Consider the following 20,850-nt stretch of genomic DNA (forward strand, 5'->3'; position numbering starts at 1 on the left):
GAATGCGCTTCAGGCCTAGCACCTTACCTGACGTCTTCTACCCGCGTGGATTGGCAAGCCCTGCGATGACCTTGGTCCGTTTAACGTATTTGCCCCGAATGCTTTCAGCAGCAACGCGGCTGTCATCCTTGGAGGCCAGGCTTGCGGTTTTGCCAACAAACCTCAGACAGACGCGGGCGTGGGCGTCGTAAGTGTCGGAAATAGCGCTGCTGATCCGGTTCAATTCCTCTTCGAAATCGTCGGGCACTCGTTTCAGAACGCGCAGGCTGGTGACCAACTCTTTATGGTCGGCATAGAAAAGTCCCGAAAAATGCGGGTCATGGGCGGTCATATCCGGACGGATGCGCGTCTCGTAGGCTTCGGTTGAGAAGTCGGCAGCAAGGTGGAAGGCCACAGTGGAGGCCTCCATCAAGTCTGCAAAATCCGTCAAGATCACTTGAATGACGGGGGCATGTTCGCGGCTCAATGCTTCCTCCAGTACGTGAAGCAGATACAGCATTCCGTGGATGATAAGGAAGAACAACTGGTGCTGTTGTTTCCATCGAAACAGGGGGTCGGCTGACAGCGAGGGGGGCGCATAGTCCGGCATCTCCGTAGAAATCAGGGCCCAATCCGCGAGGCGGTGAAGACCGCGCGCGAGGGTTTCGAGCTGCGCTTCGCTCAATTCCGTCCCTGTTTCGATATCCGCCGCGCAGATTGGTAGTGCCTGCGCCATGGCGGCGCGCAGCATGTCAACCGGCGCGCCAGCAGCGCGTTCCACAAGAAAGTAGCTGTCGAAAAGTCGCTGCGCCCCGTCAAGGGTGCTGTCAGAGGGGGCAAATTCCATCGGCTCAGCAGCGGCCTGAGTGACGCGCGCGGCAAGCCCGTTCATCGCGCTGCCTGACGCGCGCAGCCGCGACATCCGAAATCGGTTTTTAGGGAGAGCGGTTTGCGCCGCGAACCAGTCGTGGGGCAGGGGGAGGGTCAAGGTTGCGACGTTCATTTTGCTTCCTTCCGTTTGCGGTGTCAGAAACGACCGCAATCCACTTTCATCTTGTCGCCTGTAATGGCGGAACTCAGATCGCTAGCATAATAAAGTGCGGCACGCCCGACCTCTTCTGGGGCTACCCAGCGTTTCAGAGCAGCGACATCGGTGTAGTTCTCGCGTTCGATCTCGGACGCAGGGCGGCCTTCGGCCTGCGCCCGGCGGGCAAGGATGCGGTCCATGTTTTCGCCGGAAACCGCGCCTGGCATCAACGCATTGACGCGAACGCCTGTGGGGCCAAGTTCGCGCGCCATGGTTTCGGTAATGCCGATCAGCGCGAATTTCGACGCCACATAGGCCGACCGCATCGGGTAGCCCTGAATACCCATGAGCGAGGACATATTGATAATCGAGCCTGACCCTTGGGCGGTCATGATCTTGGCGGCCTCTTGCAGGCAATACATAGCACCAACAAGGTTGATGTTCATGCAAGTGATCCAGTCATTCATGTCGACCTCGGCCACGGGGGCAATCGGGCCGGGGCCGCCGGCGTTGTTGAGCAAGACATCGACGCGGCCGGTGATGGCTTTGGCTTTGGCAAACATGGCGCGCACATCGTCCTGGTCCGAGACATCGCAGGCAATGGCATGGCCGCCCACGTCTTTTGCAACCTTTTCAAGTGGTTCCAGCCTGCGTCCTGCAACGACGACCGTTGCGCCCGCTTGGGCAAATACATGCGCCGTGGCCTCACCGATGCCGCTACCGCCACCGGTGATCACTGCCAATTTGCCGTCCAGTCGCGCCAGATCTTGTGTCATATCGTTTCCTTTTCAAAATCGCGCCCCGGATCGAACAGAGGCATTTCGGGCTCTCGCCCCAGTATGAGATCGCCCATCAGCTGCCCGATATAGGGGCCGATGGTGTATCCGCCGCGCACGCAGCCCAGGACGTAAGCATCAGGAACACCGGGCAGCGCGCCCGCAAGGGGGTAGAAGTCGGGCACATTGGCCTCAAAGCCAGTCCAGCTGCGGGTTACGCGGGCTTTCCCCAGTGCAGGAACAGCATATTGCGCCAGCGCCAGATTGGGTTTGACCGTGTCGGTATTGACGGTGCCACGACCGTCTTGTGGCGTGCCAAGTCCTTGCCAACCGCCGCCGATCAGGACCGTGCCGTTGGCTTTTTGTTTCATTGTCAAAAGGCCGGTCGCATGCCCGATGACACTACTGAGCAGCGGCCGCACGCGTTCGGTGACGGACACTGTGTTGACGCGCGCGTTCACGGGCAAGTCCACGTCCAGAAGGGCGGCTAGCGGTTTGAGCCATGCGCCAGCGGCCAGCAGAATGCGTTTCGCGTGGATCTTGCCCTGCGGTGTGGTCAGCGTGAAACCATTCGCGCGCTCGATAGCTGTCACCTTGCACCCCCCACGGTACGGGATACCGGTATCGCGCAAGCGGCCTCGGTAATATTGCCCGGTCAGGGATGAATTGGCGTAGCCGTCCTCGGGGCAAAAGCTTGCCGCTTCAACCTTTTGGGTCAGGTTTGGCTCGGCCGCACGTAAGCGATTGTTTGATATGAATTCAATCGGTGCGCCAGCCTCTGCTTTGAGGGTTTGGCGCTCTTGCAGCATTTCGGCCTCGCGGGCATTGAAGGCCAGCGTATAGCCGCCGGTTTTGGCAAACCCTACGGCAGCGCCCATTTCTTCCCAAAGGTGGTGGCCTTTCAGGGCATAGGGCATCAGCTTCACGCGCTTGATTTGCAGGCTCAGTGTGCCTGCGTTCACACCCGACGCCCCTTGGCCGAGATCGCCTTGATCCAGCACAATCGCAGACATGCCGCCATTTGCGACACGCAGTGCTGTGGCGCATCCCATGATCCCACCGCCGATTATGGCAATGTCATATGTGGTGTCTTGCGTCATAGGGGGGCCGGTTTCGGGATGGGCAGGTCGTCATAGTCAAACGCGCCTGCCGCTTGTCCCAAGGGAATAGGTCGTAGAGGAGGGCGAGGCGTTGGCGGTGGAATGTCTTTCGCATCTTTTCCGGTCCGGTCTGCGATCAATGTGGCAATCACAGACTGGCAGTATTTGCCACCGCAAGGTCCCATGCACGCGCGTCGGCCCGATTTCACTGCGTTGGTGCTGGCTGCACCTGTGTCGATTTCAGCGATGATGTCGGCGCGGGTCAGGCTTTCACAGCGACACAGGATCAAGTCGTCGGTGGAAAGCGCCTCCAGATCGGGGCGTGGCAGTGACAGAGCGGTCATGGCTTGGCCAAACCGCGCGGCACGCTGCCAAGGGCGCAGCGAAGGTTTGGGCGAGGATTTGCCCAGATCGCGCGCAACTCGCGCCCCCACCAGCGTCCCTTGCAGGCCTGCGGCGGTCACTCCGCGAATGCCGCAGCCGTCCCCACACAAATAGAGACCTTCGACAGGCGTTCGACCATCCGGCTCGGCTTCGGGCACCCAGCCACCCAATGCGGGATCATGCCGGATCGGAACGCCAAGCATCTGCGCGGCCTCGATGTTAGGGATCAATCCATGGCCTAAGCAGACGCTGTCGGCCTCAATCGACGGCCCATCGGTTCCTCGTGCCAGATTTCGGGTTGCAACACCTGTTGCATGATCATGCCCGCTGACGCGCGACACGGCATGCCCCCAAAGGATTGGTGCCCCCGCCAACATAAGGTCTGCGACCCACAGTGCACCACGCGCCACCAGCTTTGGCTGCAGTGCCATTGCGGGCAGGACACGCGCCCAGTCGGTGCGTGAGTTCGGGGTCACCACGGCGGCGACGGTGCCGCCCAGTCGCCTGATTTCACTGGCAACGTAGAACACCAATGGGCCGGTACCGCTGACAACGGTACGCTTGCCTGGCAAGGTCAGGGATTGTTTGAAAAGCGCGGTTGCTCCTGCCAGCCCGATCACGCCGGGTGTCGTCCAGCCGGGCACGGGTTGGACATGCTCGCGCGCGCCTGTGGCAAGAATGAGAGAGCGGGCGTGGATCTGGCTTGATTTCGCGTTTTTCAGGATTTGCAGCTGCCATTGGTCGTCCTCGCGTCGGATGTCCCAGACACGGGTGTCGTGGTGATGCGTCACCGCACTTTCAGCGAGCGCTTTGCGCAACGTATTCCCCGCTAGGCTCTCAGGTGTCATCGGCGCGGAGACAATACTCGTTGACTTGCACCGCCAGACTTGTCCGCCAGCAGCAGCTTGTTCGTCCAGCAAAACCACACGCAGCCCGCTTTTGACGGCGCTCAATGCTGCATGGCCGCCGGCAGGGCCAGCACCGACGATGGCAATGTCAAAGGAATCAGACATCAGACCCGCTCAACCACAAGGTCGGCAGTGACTTCGGTGCGGCAAGCCTCGACGGTCTGTCCCTTCACCACCACAGCACATTCCTGACACAGCCCCATGCAGCAGAACGCGCCGCGCGGAGCGGCATCGTGCGGGGCATGGCGCAGGGTCAGGATGTTCGCGCGCACCAATGCAGAGACCAGCATTTCGCCGTCATGGCCCTCAACAGGCATGCCATCGAAAGTGAACGTCACCTTTTCAGACCGTTTGATCCGGGCTGCATGGTTTGGAACCAACCGGATCATTTGTAAGAGATGCCCAATGCGTCAAAGGTGCGCTTGATCTTGTCGATGTCGGCATCGCCTAACGGCATCACCGGATCGCGCGGCACGCCAGCAGGCTGGCCGACAAGGTTTAGCGCTGCTTTGAACGACGCGGGCCACGTGCCGGTGCCCATCAGCAACTCGTAAAGCACCGTCAGCTGGTGATGTGCATGTCGATAGGCATCATCAGGGGCGCCGGTGCCGGCCGCGGCCATATCCGAGGGCAGCATATCCGTGAACTCCGGCCCTGTCGCGATGAAGCCTTTGGCACCAAGTGCAAAGGCGGGCAGGATGTAGTGACATGGGCCGGTCATCACCGACATCCGGTGACCAAGACGGTGCAACAGATGCGTGTGATAGAAGAAATCGCGCTGGCTTTCCTTGATCCCGATAACATTGTGATTGTCGAGCAGGGATTCGGTTTGGTCGATGGTCAGCGAAAAGCCCATGCGCCGGGGTGAGTTATACAAGACCAGCGGCAGTTTCGTCGCCGCCGAGACCTTGTCGAACCGTGCCATCAATTCCGCCTCTGACGCCTTGAGAACATAGGTTTGCGGCATAGACAGGAGCACATCCGCGCCATTTTCCTCGGCCGCGCGCACATAGGCCAGCGAGGCGTCGATCGTCGGGGCGGAAATGCCCATCATCACCGGGACACGGCCCTTTGCGGTGTTCTTGGCAAGACGCACGAGTCGACCGCGTTCGGTAGCATTCAGCGCCCAGCTTTCACCGTTATCGCCTGCGATGCAGATACAGGTTGCCCCACGTGACAGCAGGAACTCGAAGAGATCGACAAAGGCGTCTTCCATGATCTCGCCCTTCTCGTTGAAGGGCGTCGCGATGGCGGGCACGTAGCCGTGTAGGTCATCTTTTTGCATGGGATCAGGTCCGTTCGTTATGGTCGGGGTTCGGGATGTGACAAGCGAAGATACCGCCGAACTGGGCGTCCACGATGATAAGGCGTTGCGGGTCTGCGGGGTCAAAGGTGACGGAAGTCGTCCAAAGCCCGCGCGGAAGTCGGACGTTGGCAATCAGGTCGCCAAGGGCGTCAAACACATAGGCACGGCCCGCCTGCGCCTGAGCGACGGCAAGCCAGCCATCCGCGTTGCAGGCCAGCCCGTCGGGGCCAAGCCCACCGGACAATTGCAGGTAAGTGCCGACCATCGGCGCGCCGGCCTCGGGCAGACGCGTTGAGAATTTCCAAACCTGATTGGCGCGTGTGGCAGCGACATAGACCCAAGCGTTGTCGGGTGAGATCGCAATGCCGTTCGAATAGGGCACGCACTCCAAAACCAGCCGCAGGTCACCGTTTTCCCAGCGATAGACGCGTCCACTAGGATCGCTCAGGCTGGTGCGTCCGCTATCGGTGAACCACAAGGCACCATCTGACCCGTAGGCCATGTCGGACAAGCCAAGAAAGGGTGTTGCCCCGCCTGTGCTGAGAACTTCGAAGGCGGCATCGCCCACCAGTTCGATCAGCCCGTGCCGATAGTCCACCGCAATACGTCGCCCGTCCGGGGCAATCCGCATCGCATGGGGTTCACCATCGATCTGGTGCTCGTGGGTCCACACGCCCGCAGGCGTGATCCGAAAAATCCGACCGTAGGGAACATCTGACAGCCACAGGTTACCGCCCTCATCAAAGAAGGCCGCCTCCAGAAAGGAATGCATCGGCTGGCCGGGACGAGTCATTTTGGCCCACGCCGAAGGGTCGCCCAGGTGATGCAGATCATCCGGAAGTTCGGTCCAAAGGGTCGCCGTCAGTTGCATCATGCCACGATCCCGTTTTTAAATAGCTGTTCAATCTGGTCCCGCGTCAAATCCATGTCTGCGAGGATGTCGCGGGAGTTCTGACCAAGTGTCGGAGGTGCAAGGTGAAGTTTGGCCGCTCGTCCATCCAAATGAAAGGCGGATGTGGGCAAAACGGTTGTGGTATCTCGCGGACTGGGCTGGAAATAGCCCCGCGCTGCAAGCTGGGGCGACGTGACAGCCTCGGTCAGGGTCCTGACCCGTTCGCCAGGCAGATCTGCGGCGCGCAATCGCGTAACCCAAGTGTCGGCGTCTGCGGTCAGGAAGATGTCGCGCAGCTTGGATTTGGTGACATCACTCAAGGCCCAGACATCAGGCCAGTCATGGATTTCCGCCAAGGGGGGCAGTGGGTGGCCCAGCCCGTCCAACATTGCGGCCAGCTTTCGATATTGGACGGGGCGAAACGCCCCCAGCATCAATGTGCCGTCTTTTGTGTCATAGCTCGTGATGCCGGCTTCCTTGCCGCGCACCTCAGGGTCCTGCTGTTGCGCGGCAGCGGCCTCGGGCGCCATCATCTGCATCGCAACTTCCAGCATGGATACCGAAATCTGCGTGCCACACCCCGACTGCGCCCGGCCTGTCAGGGCAGCGGTTATTGCAAAAGCGGCAGCATATCCCGCGGCGTAGTCGACAAAGGACACGCCGGGTTTGATCCCGCCGCATTGCGCGATCGTGCCGCTCGCGGCCTGAATGGTGTTGTCATAGGCACCGTGTTCGGCCTGCGGGCCGCAGTTGCCGTAGCCTGTTAGGGAACAGTGGATCAGCTGCGGATTTACCTCTGACAGGTCACCGTATCCAAGGCCCAATGCCGCCAAGGCACCGGTTGTGTAATTCTCTACGAGGATATCTGTATCACACACCAGTTTGCGCAGCACGTCGGCCCCCTCGGGGGACCGCAAATTCAGGGCAAGGCTGCGCTTGTTACCCCCCTGAACCTGATAATTCAGGCCAAGCCCAACTGTATTCAGCCTATCGTCAGGGCCGCGACCACGTGCGCAATCTGGATTTAGCGGATCTTCGATTTTGATGACGTCCGCGCCCATCAAGGCCAGCTGATAACTGCAAAACGGTCCGGCCAGCACATGAGTCAGGTCGAGGACTTTTATGCCGGTCAGTGGGGGGGGCATGGAATATACCTTGCATCGTTGAATTGCGTTTAATATACAAAACATAATTTTATATGCAAGACGAAAGAGAGTCGCTATGACCCAAAGCAGTGTCTTTCACCGAGACCTTGAGTCTGGCTTGCCTGTCGTGGTGTCCGGTGACGGAAACTACCTCATTGATGACAGGGGGCGACGGTATCTGGACGCCTGTGGCGGGGCGGCGGTCTCTTGCCTTGGGCACGACAATATATCGGTGCGTGAAGCCATCAAGCGCCAGGTCGATCAACTCGCCTTTGCCCATACCGGATCCTTCACGAACCAACCCGCCGAAGATCTGGCGGCCCATCTGGTTGCGCATGCTCCAGAAGGGACTGGCGCCGGCCTGGTTATGTATCTTGGGTCAGGCTCCGAGGCGATGGAAGCCGCATTGAAGCTGGCGCGCCAGTACTGCATCGAGAACGGTGAGCCTGACCGTCGTCATATCATCGCCCGCAAGCCGAGCTACCACGGTAATACTCTGGGCGCTTTGGCGACAGGTGGTCATGCGGGGCGGCGGGCCCCTTTTGCGCCCCTGTTGATTGAAGTCAATCACATCGACGCGCCCTATCCCTATCGCCTACAACATGCAGACGAAAGTGAAGCCGATTTCGCGCAGCGTATGGCAAACCTGCTGGAGGCGGAAATCCAAGCCCTTGGGCCTGAAACTGTGATGGCCTTTGTCGCCGAACCTGTCGTTGGCGCGTCACTTGGCACGCAACCCGCTCCTGCAGGGTATTGGATGCGTATCCGCGAGATTTGTGACACCCACGGTGTCCTCTTGATCGCAGATGAAGTGATGAGCGGAATGGGGCGGACAGGCACCACATATGCTCTAGAGCAAGAAGGGATCGCTGCCGATATTACGACCATGGCCAAGGGTCTGGGGGCGGGATATCAGCCGATCGCGGCTGTTCTGGCTGCACAGAAAGTTGTCGATGTCATCAAGGCGGGCAGTGGCAAGCTGTGGAACGGACACACCTATATGTCCCACGCGATTGCGACCGCAGGCGCGCTGGCCGTGCAGCGTGTCATCGAGCGAGAGAACCTGCTGAACAATGTCATCCAGCGGGGTGCACAGCTTGAGGAGGGTTTGCGCGATGCCTTTGCTCAGCACCCCCAGGTCGGCGATATCCGCGGGCGCGGGCTGTTCTGGACGATTGAACTGGTGGTCGACCGTGCCACCAAAGCCCCGTTCGATCCTGCGGAAGGAATTGCAATGAAAATTGGCGCTGCCGCCAAGGTGCGCGGCGTGATGACCTATCCCGCGCAGGGCTGCATCGACGGGATCAATGGGGATCATGTGCTGTTGGCACCAGCCTATACCTCCAGCGTAGACGAGATTGATCTGATTGTACAAACCCTGACCCTCGCGGTTGCCGACGTGTTGGATTGCTGAGATGGCGCGTAAAACAATCCTGACCGCCGCGATCACCGGCAACTTGATGACGCCGGAAATCAGCCCGCATTTGCCCGTCACGCCAAAACAGATCGCGCGCCAGGCGCTCGACGCTGCAAGCGCAGGGGCGGCGATTGTGCACCTGCATGTCCGCGACCCCAAGACGACCAAAGGTTCCATGAGGCTTGATCTCTATACCGAACTGGTCGAGCGGATCCGCGCCGAAAACACTGACGTATTGCTCAATCTGACCACGGGTGAGGGCGGGAGGTTCATTCCCTCTGAACGTGATCCAAAGGTAGCGGCCGAAGGCTCGACCCTTTGTGAGCCCGAGAAACGCGTGGCCCATGTGGAGGCGCTGCAACCCGAGATATGCACGCTGGATTTCAACACCATGTGGTCGGGGCAGGCGTCGGTCATCAATTCCCCGCGCAATCTTGAGATCATGGCAGAGCGGATCTATGCTGCGGGTGTCAAACCCGAGATCGAAATTTTCGACAGCGGCGATCTTCACATGGTCAAGGATTTTGTCGCACGCGGGATCATCAAAACACCGCTGATGGTGCAGATGGTTCTGGGCGTCCGCTTTGGTGCGGTCGCCAACCCTGCGACAATGGCCTATCTTGTCAGCCAACTGCCTGACAACACCCAGTGGGCTGCTTTTGGCATTGGCCGCGCCGCGTTTCCGATGCTGGCGCAGGCCTGGTTGTTAGGCGGGCATATCCGCATCGGGATGGAGGATACGGCCTATATCGCCAAAGGCGAGCACTGCGAAAGCAATTCGCAATTGGTGGGCAAGGCGGCGCGGATTATAACTGATTTGGGCGGCGCGCTGGCCAATACGGACGAAGCCCGCGAAATCCTGGGGCTTGTTAGATGAGCCTAACTGCCCGGATACCCCAATGCCCGCGAGATTTGCAGCGCGGCCTCTTGGATCTTGGGCAAATAGAAGCTGTCGATCTGGTCGAAATCAAAACCGCTGTCGGGACCGGACAGGTTCACGCAGGCAACGACGCTGCCAGTATTGTCGCGCACCGGCACAGCAACACTGGACCCACCCGGTTCGCGAAACCCGCGCGACACGACAAAGCCCGCGGTACGCACTTCCAACACCCGCGCCAAAAGGCTGGCCGCGTCCATCGGCGTATGTTCGGTGAAGCGCTGCCAGGTCTGGCGGTCGGCAAATTCCTGCAACTCGGGTTCGGTGATGCCGCCCAGCAGGCACCAGCCAATCGCAGAGGCATAGGCCTGCGTTCGCGTGCCTGTGCGCATGTTCGACACGTATCCCGACCGTGCCTGATGGCTGACGAGATAAAGCACATCGTCGCCTTCCAGAACGCTCAGATGTGTGGAGACGCCGGTTTCATCACGCAATTGCGCGAGGATCGGGCGAGCGATGTCAGCAATGGGCTGCTGGTTGAGATAGGCGAACCCAAGGTTAAGCACCCGTGCGCCAAGGGTAAAGGTGTTGGCCTGTTCGGCCTCCCGGATGAATCCCATCTGACGCAGGGTATAGACCAGCCGAAACGCAGAGGAGCGGCTGAGTTCCATCGCGCGTGCAATGTCGCTCAGCGACATCGGGGCCTCGGACGCGCCAAGAATTTCGAGAACACGAAGGCCCCGGTGCAAACCTGGGACAAAATAGACGTCATGGTTGGACGCTTTGGTCATGAGCGGTTGGTTTCCGTTTTGCCTCCCAGGATGTTTAATATACAAAACGCACCCAAGACAATGGAGGACAGGCATTGACCGACCCGACATCCAATCTTTTGCCAGCCACGAACGAAGACACCTGCGGGCCTTATTTCCCAATCTATTTCGCCGACCCAGCGCTCGAAGACCTGACGCGGGTAGATCCAGGGCTGGTGGGGCAGGCGGCTGGCACGCCGATTATCCTGCGCGGTCGCGTGCTCGATCGGCATGGCGAGTTGGCCAATGGCGTCGTCATGGAGTTTTGGCAGGCGAATGCCAATGGGGTTTACCGCACGCCGGCGACGGGAGGCGATGACGGGATTGATCCCTGGTTTCACGGCTATGGTCGTTTGCGCAGCGCGTCGGGGGCTTACGAATTCCGCACGATCCTGCCGGGTGCAGCACCGGGCCGCGCGCCCAATATTACGGTCACGATCTTCTCGGATGGCATCAATCGTGTTGTGACGCAGATGTTCTTTGAAGATCAGGCGGGCAATGACACTGACCCTGTCTTGCAGGCCGTGGGCGAAGACGCGCCGAAACTGATCGCCCGCCACGATGGGCGCACAGCCAGCGGAGCCGAGGTTTATGTCTTTGACATCATCATGGCAGGCGCGGGCGAAACCCCCTTTTTCGATGATCTGGAGAGCTGAGAGATGAGCACCGAAGGACGACTATTAGGCATTGGCCCAACCGACAACACTTCTGACCAACGCACCCCGCGCCAGCGGTTGCGGTTGATCCCTGATGTTGCGCGCGCCAGCTTTGTGCCGGTTGTGCCAGCGCGCTATGCGACAAAGCCTCATGAGTGGGATATGACCCGCACGGCCCCCGACCGCCCCCGCGCGACTGGCGTGCCGATCGAGGTCACGGGCCGTGTGCGTTCGGCATCGGGTCGTCCGGTTGCAGGTGCCCTGCTTGAGGTCTGGAGTGCGAACCATCACGGGCGCTATCGGCATGTCGAAGACCATTCCGGCCTGCAATTGGATGAAAACCACCTTGGTGTCGGGCGCGTCCTGACAGACGACGAAGGCCGCTACCGGTTCTGGGCCATCAGCCCGGGTGCCTATCTTGCGCGGCCCGACATTGGCCGTTGGCGCCCCAAGCACATCCATATGTCGATCAGCGGCGGGTCATCGCGGTTGATCACCCAGATGTATTTCCCGGGTGAGCCAAACAATGCGACAGACCCGATGGCAATCCTGATGGGCGATGCGTTTGAGCGCAATCTTGGCATACCGCGAGAGGTTGGCGCGGCAGATGTCGAGCAGGCATATGATTTCGACATCGTGGTCGGTGGCCGCAATGCAACCTTCTTCGAATAGAAAAACCAGGCCTATGCGCATGACGCCAATGTGGCGTCACGCGCCAATCATAAATCTGTCAAAGAACACAGCAAGACCCAAGACGTCGTCCAATGGCTGCACCTTTGCGACGAACTGATCCGGTCGCACGATCAGCAGAACGCCGTTTTGTCGATCAATGCCTCGAATATCGAAGATGTCAGGTCCGTTCTTCAGGTCGGGGCAAAAGGCCTTTTCATAATCGATCAAGCCATAACGGCCTTTCGCCGGTAGAAGCATCTTGGGCAGGGTTTCGAGCCGCAAGGCCCGGTGGTCTACCTGGAACACAGCGCGCAGATCAAAGACGCTGTCTGGCTCAGCGCCCTTCGGAGTATGCCTCGCCACAGGACTGTCTGGATTTTCTGACAGATAGCTACACAGGTTCGCAATACCGCTATCCTTTTGTCCCTCGTCGCCTTTGCCTGCAAAGGCGATCAAACGCCAACGGCCATCAGCCTTGATCATGTGACCAAGTTCCATCGGCTTTCCATCTGCCAGCCGGATTACAGGGGCCGAATGGAACCTCATGCCTGTTTTCAGACCGGATGCGAGGTGCTGATGATCACCGGTGGCAGTGATCAGGGACGGATCGTAGCGCGTCTCTACCCCAGCGGTGTATCGCCCGTGTTTCTTGAAGTAGCTTTGGAACTGTGCCGCCTCCGCTCCATTCCTGGGCTTGGCGCTGAACAACCGCGCCATGTCACGGTCGAAATCAATCAGCTCTTTTGCCTTTGCACGGCGTTCCTCGGAATAGGTTTGCAGAAGTGCAGGTGTAGCCTGACCGCGCAGCACGGCGCCCAGTTTCCAGCCAAGATTGAATGCATCGGCCATGGAGACGTTCATGCCTTGGCCGGCTTTGGGGCTGTGCGTATGGCATGCATCTCCAGCGATGAAGACGCGCGGACTCCGTGTAGCGCGATCTGCATCAGCTACGTCGTCAAATGCGTCACATACGCGCTGGCCAATTTCATAGGCTGACCACCATGCAACTTCTTTAACGTCCAGCGTGAAGGGGGCCAGAATATCACGGGCTTTCGCAATGAGCATTTTTGCCGTCACACCCCGATCGGCGGCCCGTTCATCTCCGTGTAGGGCGTCCAGTTCGATATACATGCGAACCAAATAGCCGCCCTCACGCGGGATGATCAGGAGGCTGCCGTGATCTGCAGACTGGATTGCTGCTTTCAGCCGGATGTCAGGAAAATCGGTGACGGCCAGAACATCCATTACCCCCCAGAGTTGGCGCGCTGCTTCCCCTTTTAGGTCGTGGCCCATGGATTTGCGTACGGCGCTGCGTGCGCCGTCACAGCCGACGACATATCGGGCGCGGATCACCTCGGTTTTGCCTTCGCCATTCAGGCAGTTGAAGGTTGCGGTAATAGGATAATCCGCTTCGGGATCCGTCGTCAGATCAAGCAATTCGCGACTATAATCAGGTTCCAGGCCGTTTGCCGAATTCCGCATGATGTCGAGATAGAAATCATGCACCCGTGCCTGGCTGAGGATGACGTGTGGCATCTCGGACAAATCGTCTTCTACATCCTGAATGCGATCTGCGCGGTGCAGGCTGGCGCCGTCTTCATTCGGCCGCCAGAAGGCAACTTCGTTGACCCAGTACGCCTCTTTAAGAACCTTGTCCGCGAACCCGAAGGCCTCAAACATCTCGATTGATCTGCAGGCGATGCCATCGGCTTGACCCAATTCCAATGGGCCGGACTTGCGTTCTATGATACGGGTTTTGATTTCGGGAAATGTAGATAGTTGCGCCGCCAGTGTCAGCCCGGCTGGCCCACAGCCGACAATCAGTACGTCGACGGTTTCACTGTGCTGCGGCACCATATCAGATTTATTGACGATGGCTGGATCGCCTGTCGAAAAGCCATTCAGGTGATATTGCATATCGCCTCACTTCACATTTAGTATGTATACTTATTATATACTGGACGCCGTGGCGCCTTGTCAATATGGTATGTATGCATACTATAATCGGTGGGCTAGATGATGAAAAAACTGAACCTGCTGGAACTCCCTGGGCACCTGATAAGACGGCTTCAACAACAGTCCACGTCTGTTTTTCAGGAGCGGATGAAAGCAGAAGGCTTTGACCTTACGTCCGTTCAATTTGCGGCACTCAACACCTTGGGCAAAGGCGAGGGCCTCGACCAGGCAACTGTGGCGAAACGCATCGCCTATGACCGCGCAACGATTGGTGGCGTGATCAAGCGTTTGGAGCAAAAGGGGCTTGTTACACGCACGCCTGATGACGAAGACCGTCGCGCGTTCAAGATCAACCTGACAGAGCAGGGCAAAGACCAATTGACCGCGCTTCAGCCTGTCGTTCTGGCGCTACAAAACGACATCTTGTCAGAGCTTTCAGATACCGAAAAGGCAATGCTGCTGAAACTGATGGTTAAGGCCCTAAAATCCGCAGGATAACACGCTCGTCCGGCCCGAAAACGGCAAACGCCTATTTCGAACCAATTGACGTGATTCTCCCGCTCACCGATCGCCTCAAGGCCCATCTCGACGGACTCGCGCGAACGGATGGTACTGTCGTGACCGACCCCAAAGGTCATCCGGTGAGCTACCGCATCGTTGCGGAGGAAATACGCACCATCAAAAAGAAGATGAGGCATGAGAAGGCGAGCCATTCCAAAACGCACGGTCTCACGAAAAATGCGACGATCGAGCTGTATCTTGCCGGATGCGATGACGAGATGGTCAAGGCTGTCACCGGTCACTCAGGCGTTGAGATGCTCAAAAAATGCGGGGGCCAATCCGGCAAAGAGAATTCGCAAAGCGCGCTCAAGAGGCGAGAAATCAAATGGAACGAAGCAAGGCCGAAACGTGAAAGTTTCAACGGTTGCTTCACAACTTGTGGTGAAGGAGAGGTGGGATGACGCAAGTCATTGATTTTATTGGAGGCGAGTACCGGAATCGAACCGGTGTACACGGATTTGCAATCCGCTGCGTCACCACTCCGCCAACTCGCCGAAGGGTGAGGCGGGGTTTACATGAAGGTTCCATGGGCTGCAAGGATGCAAATGCCATGTTTTGACATGTTGCCGCCACCGCAGTGTTGTGGCAAAACGGCTGCGACGACATCTTGAACGAAAGAGTTCAGCTTATGCCTGATTTCCGCCAGTTGCGCACCACCATGGTCGACACCCAGGTCCGTCCTTCGGATGTCACCAAATTTCCAATCATTGCTGCGATGCTGGACATCCCGCGCGAAGATTTCGTGCCTGATGCACAGCGCGACACGGCATATGTTGGCGGCGATATCTCTCTGGGTGGTAGCCGCGTTGTGCTCGATCCGCGGACGTTTTCAAAAATGCTCGACGCTCTGGCAATCGAGAATAACGAGCTTGTCCTCGATATCGGGGCAGGCCTCGGATATTCGAGCGCTGTGATCGCCCGAATGGCTCAGGCCGTTGTTGCCCTGGAAGAAAACGAAGAGATGGCCGCACAGGCCGCTTCGCTCCTTGCCGATCATGGCGCAGACAATGTTGTGATCGAAGTCGGCGCGCTACAGGATGGTGAAGAACAGCACGGACTTTACGATGTGGTGATGATTGAGGGCGGTGTCGAAGAGATACCCGAGGCAATCTTGTCACAGGTGAAGGACGGCGGACGGATCTGTGCGGTTTTTCTCGACGGATCCCTTGGCGCGGTGCGTTTGGGTTACAAAATAGACGGTAAGATGTCGTGGCGGATGATTTTTAATGCCACCGCACCGGTCATGAATGGCTTTGAAGCGAAGCGGGCCTTCGCGCTCTAGTTCGCTTTTTGCCATTTTGCTCGGACACGACAAGTCAGATAGATGCAGAGGCAGGGTCCGATGAGCAGCAGAAAATTCAAACGTTCCATCTTGGGTGGGCTAGTGGCGCTCGCCGTCGCGGGAGTGCCTCTCACTGCATCTGCAGAGTCGCTAGGTGACGCCCTTGCCTCCGCGTACCGTAATTCGGGACTTTTAGACCAAAACCGCGCGACCCTGCGTGCAACGGATGAAGGTGTGGCCACCGCGCTGGGGGATCTGCGCCCCTCGATCGGGTATACTGGTCAGATTTCGCGCTCCGACAGCCGCGTGCCCGGCGTTGGAACCATTCAGGGCGAATGGACCAAGCAGTTGACGTTCAACGCTACGATGGAGCTCTATACATTCGGGCGCAACAAGCTCGCGGTTGATGTCGCCAAAGAGGCCGTATTGGCAACGCGTGAAACGCTTCTCAACATCGAACAGCAAGTGCTTTCGAGCGCCGTTGCCGCCTATATGTCCGTGCGCGAGGCTCAGGCCCTCGTCAATCTACGTGACAATGCGGTGCGTTTGAACGTTCAGAACCTGCGCGCTTCGCGTGATCGTTTCGAAGTCGGTGAAATCACCCGCACACAAGTCAGTCAGGTTGAAGCCCAGCTGGCCAATGCCCGCGCCCAACTCGCCTCTGCACAGGGCGAACTCTCGTCTGCGCGCGAAACCTACAAGGTCGCGATCGGAAACTACCCGGGCACATTGTCGAGCCCGCCCTCCGTGCGTTTGCCGGCAAAATCGGTTGACGAGGCGGTGAGCATCGCGCGCAGCAACCACCCCGCGATTAAAACCCTCCAACACCGCGCCGCGGCTGCCGATCTGGCAGTTGAAATTGCGGAGCGGTCCATGTTGCCAACCATTGAGGGGTCGGCGCGTGTGACGTTCGTCGATGATCTGGGCACGCAGGATCGCAATGTCGGTGTTACCGCATCCGGCCCGATTTATCAGGGCGGCAAAATCGCGTCCGCTGTGCGCAAGGCTATCGCAGAGCGCGATAGTTCGCGCGCAGCACTTTTGCAGGCCGCGCGCGAAGTCGAGCAATCTGTGCGGTCCAATTGGGCACTTCTGAATGTATACGGTGCCGCCGAACAGGCATCCCAAACCTACGTACAGGCGCAACGGGTGGCCTTGAACGGTGTGCGCGAAGAGACGGATTTGGGCGCCTCGACGACGCTTGATGTTCTGGATGCCGAACAGGATCTGCTCGACGCGCAGGTGTCGGCCATTCAGGCCCAGATCGCACGTGAGGCCCAGTATTTCTTTGTGTTGCAGAGCGTCGGCGCCCTGACCGCATCGAACCTCAAGCTCAATGTGCCGATCTACGACCCCGCCGCCTACTATAATGCAGTCAAAGATGGCCCAACGAGCTATGTTAGCCCAGAGGGTGAAAAACTGGATCGCGTGCTCAAGTCACTCGGCCGGAATTAACCGACAAAAGTCGGCATCTCTTTGCGCAGGCACATTTCTGCGATACACTACCCATTGTGTGATCGCGGGAAGCTGTCTACCATGACCGGTAGTAAAGCAAGCCACGCAACGTTCAGGACCGGATTGATGTGCGCGTAGACGCGCAGAATTCTCGGTAGGTGTGTAGGGGCAGACAGGGGACAAAATGTCGGAATCCATGACAAATCTTGACCCGCAGGCGGTCCTCGCTTCGGTTCGCCGTCTTGTCTCGGAGACCCGTGTCGATCAAAGCGACGCCTTTGTTCTATCGCCTGCCTTGCGCATCGATGATGCGGCGCAAAATAATCCGACATCAATTTCCGAACCTCTTGTTCTGTCCGCGGATCAGGCTGTGAAAATGCCAGAAACCTTAGAAGCAACCGAGGTCCCAACGGAGTGGTCGCCCGCATATGACGACACGCCAAATGCGGATGCAGTGGCCCACGCGGCCCATATGACGCTTGAAGAACGCATCGCGGAACTCGAATCTGCCGTCGGTGCGCAGCTATCCGATTGGGAACCCGATGGTTCCGAAGATCTCACCGAAGAAATTCCCCAAGAAGTGCCGCGTGCCTTCGCCGAAACCGGTGCACGTGTTCTGAGATTCCAATCCGCACCTGATCGTGGCGCAGATACACCACAGGCGGTCGTGGAACCGACGAAAGCGCCACAGGCCGATAAGCGCGTGTTTGATTCAGCGCGGGTCGAAGATATTCGTGCCGCCGCCCTCGATGCCGCCCGCCGCAGCGCGCAGGACGCCGCTGCATCCTCTATTCGCAACAGTTTTTCAGACACCGGTCTCGAAGACGACGAACTGATGGACGAAGAAGCCCTGCGTGATTTCGTGGCTCAGGTCATTCGCGAAGAGCTCCAGGGCGCGCTCGGCGAACGGATCACGCGCAATGTGCGCCGGCTTGTCCGCCGTGAGGTGCAGCGCGCTCTTGCCCTGCGTGAATTCGACTAATCAAATCTCTTTTGCGAGCGCTATGAGACGGTCCAAGTCGAGATGGGTTTCGACATGGGCCGCGAGAGCATCCAAAACTATCTCCACCCCTGCGTCATAGTCGATCCCATTCGCGCCCGCGCCAAAGCGCGCGAGATAGGCCTGCCGGAACGCGTCCGCCGCAAAGAGCCCGTGCAAATAACACCCGAGAATTCGCCCATCCGGCGAGGCCGCACCCTCTGGGCGGCCTTGCGCGGTTAACCAAGGCGCATCGCAGTCGGGCCCTGTCGTTTGCCCGATGTGAATTTCATAGGCGCGAATGTCTGTGCCGCTCTCGATATGGGTCGCGTCCACAAGGGATAGCCGCTTTTCAGGCTGCATGACGGTTTCGACATCGAGAAGTCCTAGACCCTCATAGGTTCCCGCCGCCCCTTCGATTCCCTCAGGATCAGAAATGCTGCGCCCAAGCATTTGATAACCACCACAAACCCCGATCACATGTCCGCCACGACGCACATGCCCCTTGAGGTCGATGTCCCACCCTTGCTCACGGAAAAACGCCAAATCGCCGATGGTGGATTTGGTGCCCGGAATAAGAACGAGGTCCGCATCACCGGGTAAGGGGCGGCCGGCCTCGATTATTTGAACGCTCACATCTGGCTCGCCCGCGAGCGGATCAAGGTCATCGAAATTGGCAATCCGGGACAAACGGGGCACCGCAATTTTGACCCGCCCCGAACCACGCGATGCGATATCCATCACATCCTCTGCCGGTAACCGATGTGCCTGATCAAACCAGGGCAGGGTGCCCAAATCGTCCCATCCCGTGCGGCGCGCAATCGCCTCGGCCCCTTCTGCAAAGAGGCTGACATCACCGCGAAACTTGTTGATTGCAAAGCCTTTGATGCGGTCCCGATCCACGTCTGGCAAAACGGCATGGGTGCCGACAATCTGCGCAATGACGCCCCCGCGGTCGATATCCCCGATCAGAACCACAGGCACGCCTGCGGCCTCGGCAAAGCCCATATTGGCAATGTCGCCCTCGCGCAGGTTGATTTCCGCAGGGCTCCCCGCGCCTTCGATCACGACGATATCGGCGGTGGCTGCAAGGCGGTGAAAGCTCTCGAGGACCGCAGGCATGAGCGTCGATTTCATGGCGCCATAGTCGCGGGCCTTTAATGTCGCGACCCGCTGTCCCTGAACGACCACCTGCGCGCCCACGTCGGTTTCGGGTTTCAGCAGGACGGGGTTCATGTCGGTGACCGGATCGCGCCGCGCCGCGCGTGCTTGCAGGGCCTGTGCGCGTCCGATTTCACCCCCATCGATGGTGACGGCCGCATTGTTGGACATGTTCTGCGGCTTGAAGGGGGCAACCGACATGCCGCGCAGAACCAAGGCACGCGATATGCCCGCGACGAGAAGGGATTTCCCTACGTTCGATCCCGCGCCCTGAATCATGATCGCTTTTGTCACTTTGCCCGCCTCTTATTCTGTGTTGCCCGTGAGTACGTCACGACAGGCGCGGACGCAAAGGGTCTGCGGCGTTGATCAGATCAATCGTCTTGTGGACCGCGCCGACGGACATCGGGGATCGGTTGCCCATCAAGAGTGTAGTAGAAATTTTCGCGCGCCGTGTCGGCCACCAAATCCAGACCGGGATAGAAAGCGCGCTCCCCTTCAACGCGGCTCCCGATTTCGAGGATCAGAACGTCGTCGTCGGTGTTGTTTTGGATGCAGTGACCAATTTCCTCACCCGCTTTGAACCCGACGCTATCCCCGGGGCCAAGAAGTTCGATCGTATCTCCATAGACCAAAGTTGGCGTGCCGGAGAGAATGAACACGAATTCATCTTCTCTTTCGTGCCAATGGGGCAGGGCAGACCACGTCCCGGGTGCCAACCGTGTCAGGTTCACGCCAAATTGCGTGAGGCCTGCCGCATCGCCGAGGGCCCGCTTTTCGCGCGCCTTGGTATGTTGATGATGTGGCGGCGGGTATAGCGTCCCGATTTTCGGTTCAATCGCGGCAATGTCGATCTTTTTGGACATGGGGGCCTCCTGTAATCGTCCCCATGACCTTTACCATCGTTGGGGTGCTCGAAAAATCATCCTGTCGGCCCCATTGGGAATTTTCACGATCCACAAAAGAAAAGGCGCGCCGCCATTGATATGGAGGCGCGCCTTTTAGACTGGCGTTTTGCAGGAGGGGCCTTAGGCGGCCTCGGCCTGCTCCGCAGCGTGGCGGCGTTCGCTTTCTTCACGCGACAGCGCGACAGAGGTGCGCACACCTTTGGAAACAAAGTCCATCAGACCGGACACAACGCGTTCGTTCGGATCAATTCCAGCACATGACAAGACTTCGCGGCCGTCACGGGAACGCGCCCAACGGGCGATCTGCTCCGGACCGTTTCCGTACTTCTTGTCATCGGCGATTGCATCATCCAAAGCAGCAAGAACCACGGCTGCGAAGAGCTTGCGCGCCCGCTGACCTTGTTCCTGATTAAATGCTGTGCCGTCAACAAATTCAGCCATGATTTTTCCTTATATTATTGCTCTTGTCTTTCAGGCGTGAGCGGCTTTATGACAGGTTCAAAGCGATTCGGATACAGCCCGAATGCATATCTCCTATGCATTTTGGTAATATCTTTGCTATTTTTCCCGACCATATACGCGACTTGCGCGCGCCAAACC

Annotated in this window: 22 protein-coding genes and 1 tRNA gene; 9 read left to right on the top strand and 14 right to left on the bottom strand. The window is 58.6% G+C overall.

Annotation, left to right across the window (positions count from 1 at the left end; translation table 11 throughout):
* Window positions 1-37: 37 nt before the first annotated feature.
* Genes ABD815_RS09815 through ABD815_RS09850 form a run of 8 tightly spaced genes read right to left on the bottom strand, consistent with a single transcriptional unit; the run spans window position 38 to window position 7,517 of the window.
* Window positions 38-982 carry a hypothetical protein gene (locus ABD815_RS09815; protein WP_344846791.1) on the bottom strand — a complete coding sequence of 315 codons (945 nt, stop codon included), beginning with the start codon at window positions 980-982 and terminating at the stop codon, window positions 38-40.
* A 23-nt stretch (window positions 983-1,005) separates the two neighbouring features.
* Window positions 1,006-1,782, bottom strand: a complete 777-nt coding sequence (locus tag ABD815_RS09820; protein ID WP_344846793.1) for an SDR family NAD(P)-dependent oxidoreductase — start codon at window positions 1,780-1,782, stop codon at window positions 1,006-1,008.
* Window positions 1,779-2,882 (bottom strand): NAD(P)/FAD-dependent oxidoreductase, encoded by a 1,104-nt coding sequence (locus tag ABD815_RS09825; protein ID WP_344846795.1) that lies wholly within the window; start codon window positions 2,880-2,882, stop codon window positions 1,779-1,781. The genes ABD815_RS09820 and ABD815_RS09825 overlap by 4 nt, the downstream gene beginning before the upstream one ends.
* Window positions 2,879-4,279 carry an FAD-dependent oxidoreductase gene (locus ABD815_RS09830; protein WP_344846797.1) on the bottom strand — a complete coding sequence of 467 codons (1,401 nt, stop codon included), beginning with the start codon at window positions 4,277-4,279 and terminating at the stop codon, window positions 2,879-2,881. Before ABD815_RS09830 ends, ABD815_RS09825 begins: the two co-directional genes overlap by 4 nt.
* The gene (locus tag ABD815_RS09835; RefSeq protein ID WP_344846799.1) at window positions 4,279-4,512 is read right to left on the bottom strand and encodes a 2Fe-2S iron-sulfur cluster-binding protein; all 234 of its coding nucleotides are present in this window, start codon (window positions 4,510-4,512) and stop codon (window positions 4,279-4,281) included. The genes ABD815_RS09830 and ABD815_RS09835 overlap by 1 nt, the downstream gene beginning before the upstream one ends.
* A 47-nt stretch (window positions 4,513-4,559) precedes the next feature.
* Window positions 4,560-5,459, bottom strand: a complete 900-nt coding sequence (locus ABD815_RS09840) for a dihydrodipicolinate synthase family protein (protein WP_344846801.1) — start codon at window positions 5,457-5,459, stop codon at window positions 4,560-4,562.
* A gap of 4 nt (window positions 5,460-5,463) precedes the next feature.
* Complete coding sequence (locus ABD815_RS09845; protein WP_344846803.1) at window positions 5,464-6,354, bottom strand: SMP-30/gluconolactonase/LRE family protein; 891 nt, start codon at window positions 6,352-6,354, stop codon at window positions 5,464-5,466.
* Entirely contained in the window at window positions 6,351-7,517 is a 1,167-nt protein-coding gene (locus tag ABD815_RS09850) for a CaiB/BaiF CoA transferase family protein (protein ID WP_344846805.1), read from the bottom strand. The genes ABD815_RS09845 and ABD815_RS09850 overlap by 4 nt, the downstream gene beginning before the upstream one ends.
* A gap of 76 nt (window positions 7,518-7,593) precedes the next feature.
* Between ABD815_RS09850 and ABD815_RS09855 the strand changes: the two genes are divergently transcribed.
* A complete protein-coding gene (locus ABD815_RS09855; RefSeq protein ID WP_344846807.1) occupies window positions 7,594-8,931 on the top strand; it encodes an aspartate aminotransferase family protein in 1,338 nt (445 codons plus the stop codon).
* 1 nt (window position 8,932) lies between these two features.
* Window positions 8,933-9,811 carry a beta-keto acid cleavage family enzyme gene (locus ABD815_RS09860; protein WP_344846809.1) on the top strand — a complete coding sequence of 293 codons (879 nt, stop codon included), beginning with the start codon at window positions 8,933-8,935 and terminating at the stop codon, window positions 9,809-9,811.
* A 2-nt stretch (window positions 9,812-9,813) separates the two neighbouring features.
* On the opposite strand, the gene ABD815_RS09865 is transcribed toward ABD815_RS09860, so the two are convergent.
* On the bottom strand, window positions 9,814-10,602 hold the full coding sequence (locus ABD815_RS09865) for an IclR family transcriptional regulator (RefSeq protein ID WP_344846811.1): 789 nt from the start codon (window positions 10,600-10,602) through the stop codon (window positions 9,814-9,816).
* A gap of 74 nt (window positions 10,603-10,676) precedes the next feature.
* On the opposite strand from ABD815_RS09865, the gene ABD815_RS09870 reads away from it, so the two are divergent.
* On the top strand, window positions 10,677-11,276 hold the full coding sequence (locus tag ABD815_RS09870) for a dioxygenase family protein (RefSeq protein WP_344846813.1): 600 nt from the start codon (window positions 10,677-10,679) through the stop codon (window positions 11,274-11,276).
* Between the two features lie 3 nt (window positions 11,277-11,279).
* Window positions 11,280-11,948 carry a dioxygenase family protein gene (locus ABD815_RS09875; RefSeq protein ID WP_344846815.1) on the top strand — a complete coding sequence of 223 codons (669 nt, stop codon included), beginning with the start codon at window positions 11,280-11,282 and terminating at the stop codon, window positions 11,946-11,948.
* A gap of 36 nt (window positions 11,949-11,984) precedes the next feature.
* Here the strand turns inward: ABD815_RS09875 and ABD815_RS09880 are convergent, their stop codons facing one another.
* Window positions 11,985-13,865, bottom strand: coding sequence for an FAD-dependent monooxygenase (locus tag ABD815_RS09880; protein WP_344846817.1), 1,881 nt, complete (start codon window positions 13,863-13,865; stop codon window positions 11,985-11,987).
* A 186-nt stretch (window positions 13,866-14,051) separates the two neighbouring features.
* Here ABD815_RS09880 and ABD815_RS09885 point away from each other — a divergent pair, with 186 nt between their 5' ends.
* Both ABD815_RS09885 and ABD815_RS09890 read left to right on the top strand, forming a co-directional pair.
* A complete protein-coding gene (locus ABD815_RS09885; RefSeq protein WP_344846819.1) occupies window positions 14,052-14,402 on the top strand; it encodes a MarR family winged helix-turn-helix transcriptional regulator in 351 nt (116 codons plus the stop codon).
* Between the two features lie 119 nt (window positions 14,403-14,521).
* Window positions 14,522-14,866 (top strand): site-specific integrase, encoded by a 345-nt coding sequence (locus ABD815_RS09890; protein ID WP_344846821.1) that lies wholly within the window; start codon window positions 14,522-14,524, stop codon window positions 14,864-14,866.
* Between the two features lie 19 nt (window positions 14,867-14,885).
* Here the strand turns inward: ABD815_RS09890 and ABD815_RS09895 are convergent.
* Window positions 14,886-14,959: transfer RNA gene (locus ABD815_RS09895), tRNA-Cys, on the bottom strand.
* Window positions 14,960-15,093: 134 nt separating this feature from the next.
* Here ABD815_RS09895 and ABD815_RS09900 point away from each other — a divergent pair.
* The 3 genes from ABD815_RS09900 (at window position 15,094) to ABD815_RS09910 (ending at window position 18,184) form a co-directional block, all read left to right on the top strand.
* Window positions 15,094-15,747 (top strand): protein-L-isoaspartate O-methyltransferase family protein, encoded by a 654-nt coding sequence (locus tag ABD815_RS09900; protein WP_344846823.1) that lies wholly within the window; start codon window positions 15,094-15,096, stop codon window positions 15,745-15,747.
* Between the two features lie 60 nt (window positions 15,748-15,807).
* Window positions 15,808-17,202 (top strand): TolC family outer membrane protein, encoded by a 1,395-nt coding sequence (locus ABD815_RS09905; RefSeq protein ID WP_344846825.1) that lies wholly within the window; start codon window positions 15,808-15,810, stop codon window positions 17,200-17,202.
* 196 nt (window positions 17,203-17,398) lie between these two features.
* On the top strand, window positions 17,399-18,184 hold the full coding sequence (locus ABD815_RS09910; RefSeq protein ID WP_344846827.1) for a hypothetical protein: 786 nt from the start codon (window positions 17,399-17,401) through the stop codon (window positions 18,182-18,184).
* On the opposite strand, the gene ABD815_RS09915 is transcribed toward ABD815_RS09910, so the two are convergent.
* From ABD815_RS09915 to ABD815_RS09925, 3 genes are all read right to left on the bottom strand, one after another.
* On the bottom strand, window positions 18,185-19,636 hold the full coding sequence (locus tag ABD815_RS09915; RefSeq protein WP_344846829.1) for a cobyric acid synthase: 1,452 nt from the start codon (window positions 19,634-19,636) through the stop codon (window positions 18,185-18,187).
* 80 nt (window positions 19,637-19,716) lie between these two features.
* Window positions 19,717-20,208: a cupin domain-containing protein gene (locus tag ABD815_RS09920; protein ID WP_344846831.1), complete on the bottom strand. Its 492-nt coding sequence runs from the start codon at window positions 20,206-20,208 to the stop codon at window positions 19,717-19,719.
* Window positions 20,209-20,370: 162 nt separating this feature from the next.
* Window positions 20,371-20,691 (bottom strand): DUF6280 family protein, encoded by a 321-nt coding sequence (locus ABD815_RS09925; protein WP_344846833.1) that lies wholly within the window; start codon window positions 20,689-20,691, stop codon window positions 20,371-20,373.
* Between the last annotated feature and the right edge of the window lie 159 nt (window positions 20,692-20,850).

Source organism: Celeribacter arenosi (assembly GCF_039539485.1).
GTDB classification, from domain to species: Bacteria; Pseudomonadota; Alphaproteobacteria; order Rhodobacterales; family Rhodobacteraceae; genus Celeribacter; species Celeribacter arenosi.

Excerpts from the sequence above, each read along its gene's own strand:
- ABD815_RS09815 (WP_344846791.1), bottom strand. The coding sequence starts at position 982 with ATGAACGTCGCAACCTTGACCCTCCCCCTGCCCCACGACTGGTTCGCG.
- ABD815_RS09820 (WP_344846793.1), bottom strand. The coding sequence starts at position 1,782 with ATGACACAAGATCTGGCGCGACTGGACGGCAAATTGGCAGTGATCACC.
- ABD815_RS09825 (WP_344846795.1), bottom strand. The coding sequence starts at position 2,882 with ATGACGCAAGACACCACATATGACATTGCCATAATCGGCGGTGGGATC.
- ABD815_RS09830 (WP_344846797.1), bottom strand. The coding sequence starts at position 4,279 with ATGTCTGATTCCTTTGACATTGCCATCGTCGGTGCTGGCCCTGCCGGC.
- ABD815_RS09840 (WP_344846801.1), bottom strand. The coding sequence starts at position 5,459 with ATGCAAAAAGATGACCTACACGGCTACGTGCCCGCCATCGCGACGCCC.
- ABD815_RS09845 (WP_344846803.1), bottom strand. The coding sequence starts at position 6,354 with ATGATGCAACTGACGGCGACCCTTTGGACCGAACTTCCGGATGATCTG.
- ABD815_RS09850 (WP_344846805.1), bottom strand. The coding sequence starts at position 7,517 with ATGCCCCCCCCACTGACCGGCATAAAAGTCCTCGACCTGACTCATGTG.
- ABD815_RS09855 (WP_344846807.1), top strand. The coding sequence starts at position 7,594 with ATGACCCAAAGCAGTGTCTTTCACCGAGACCTTGAGTCTGGCTTGCCT.
- ABD815_RS09860 (WP_344846809.1), top strand. The coding sequence starts at position 8,933 with ATGGCGCGTAAAACAATCCTGACCGCCGCGATCACCGGCAACTTGATG.
- ABD815_RS09865 (WP_344846811.1), bottom strand. The coding sequence starts at position 10,602 with ATGACCAAAGCGTCCAACCATGACGTCTATTTTGTCCCAGGTTTGCAC.
- ABD815_RS09875 (WP_344846815.1), top strand. The coding sequence starts at position 11,280 with ATGAGCACCGAAGGACGACTATTAGGCATTGGCCCAACCGACAACACT.
- ABD815_RS09880 (WP_344846817.1), bottom strand. The coding sequence starts at position 13,865 with ATGCAATATCACCTGAATGGCTTTTCGACAGGCGATCCAGCCATCGTC.
- ABD815_RS09885 (WP_344846819.1), top strand. The coding sequence starts at position 14,052 with ATGAAAGCAGAAGGCTTTGACCTTACGTCCGTTCAATTTGCGGCACTC.
- ABD815_RS09900 (WP_344846823.1), top strand. The coding sequence starts at position 15,094 with ATGCCTGATTTCCGCCAGTTGCGCACCACCATGGTCGACACCCAGGTC.
- ABD815_RS09905 (WP_344846825.1), top strand. The coding sequence starts at position 15,808 with ATGAGCAGCAGAAAATTCAAACGTTCCATCTTGGGTGGGCTAGTGGCG.
- ABD815_RS09910 (WP_344846827.1), top strand. The coding sequence starts at position 17,399 with ATGACAAATCTTGACCCGCAGGCGGTCCTCGCTTCGGTTCGCCGTCTT.
- ABD815_RS09920 (WP_344846831.1), bottom strand. The coding sequence starts at position 20,208 with ATGTCCAAAAAGATCGACATTGCCGCGATTGAACCGAAAATCGGGACG.
- ABD815_RS09925 (WP_344846833.1), bottom strand. The coding sequence starts at position 20,691 with ATGGCTGAATTTGTTGACGGCACAGCATTTAATCAGGAACAAGGTCAG.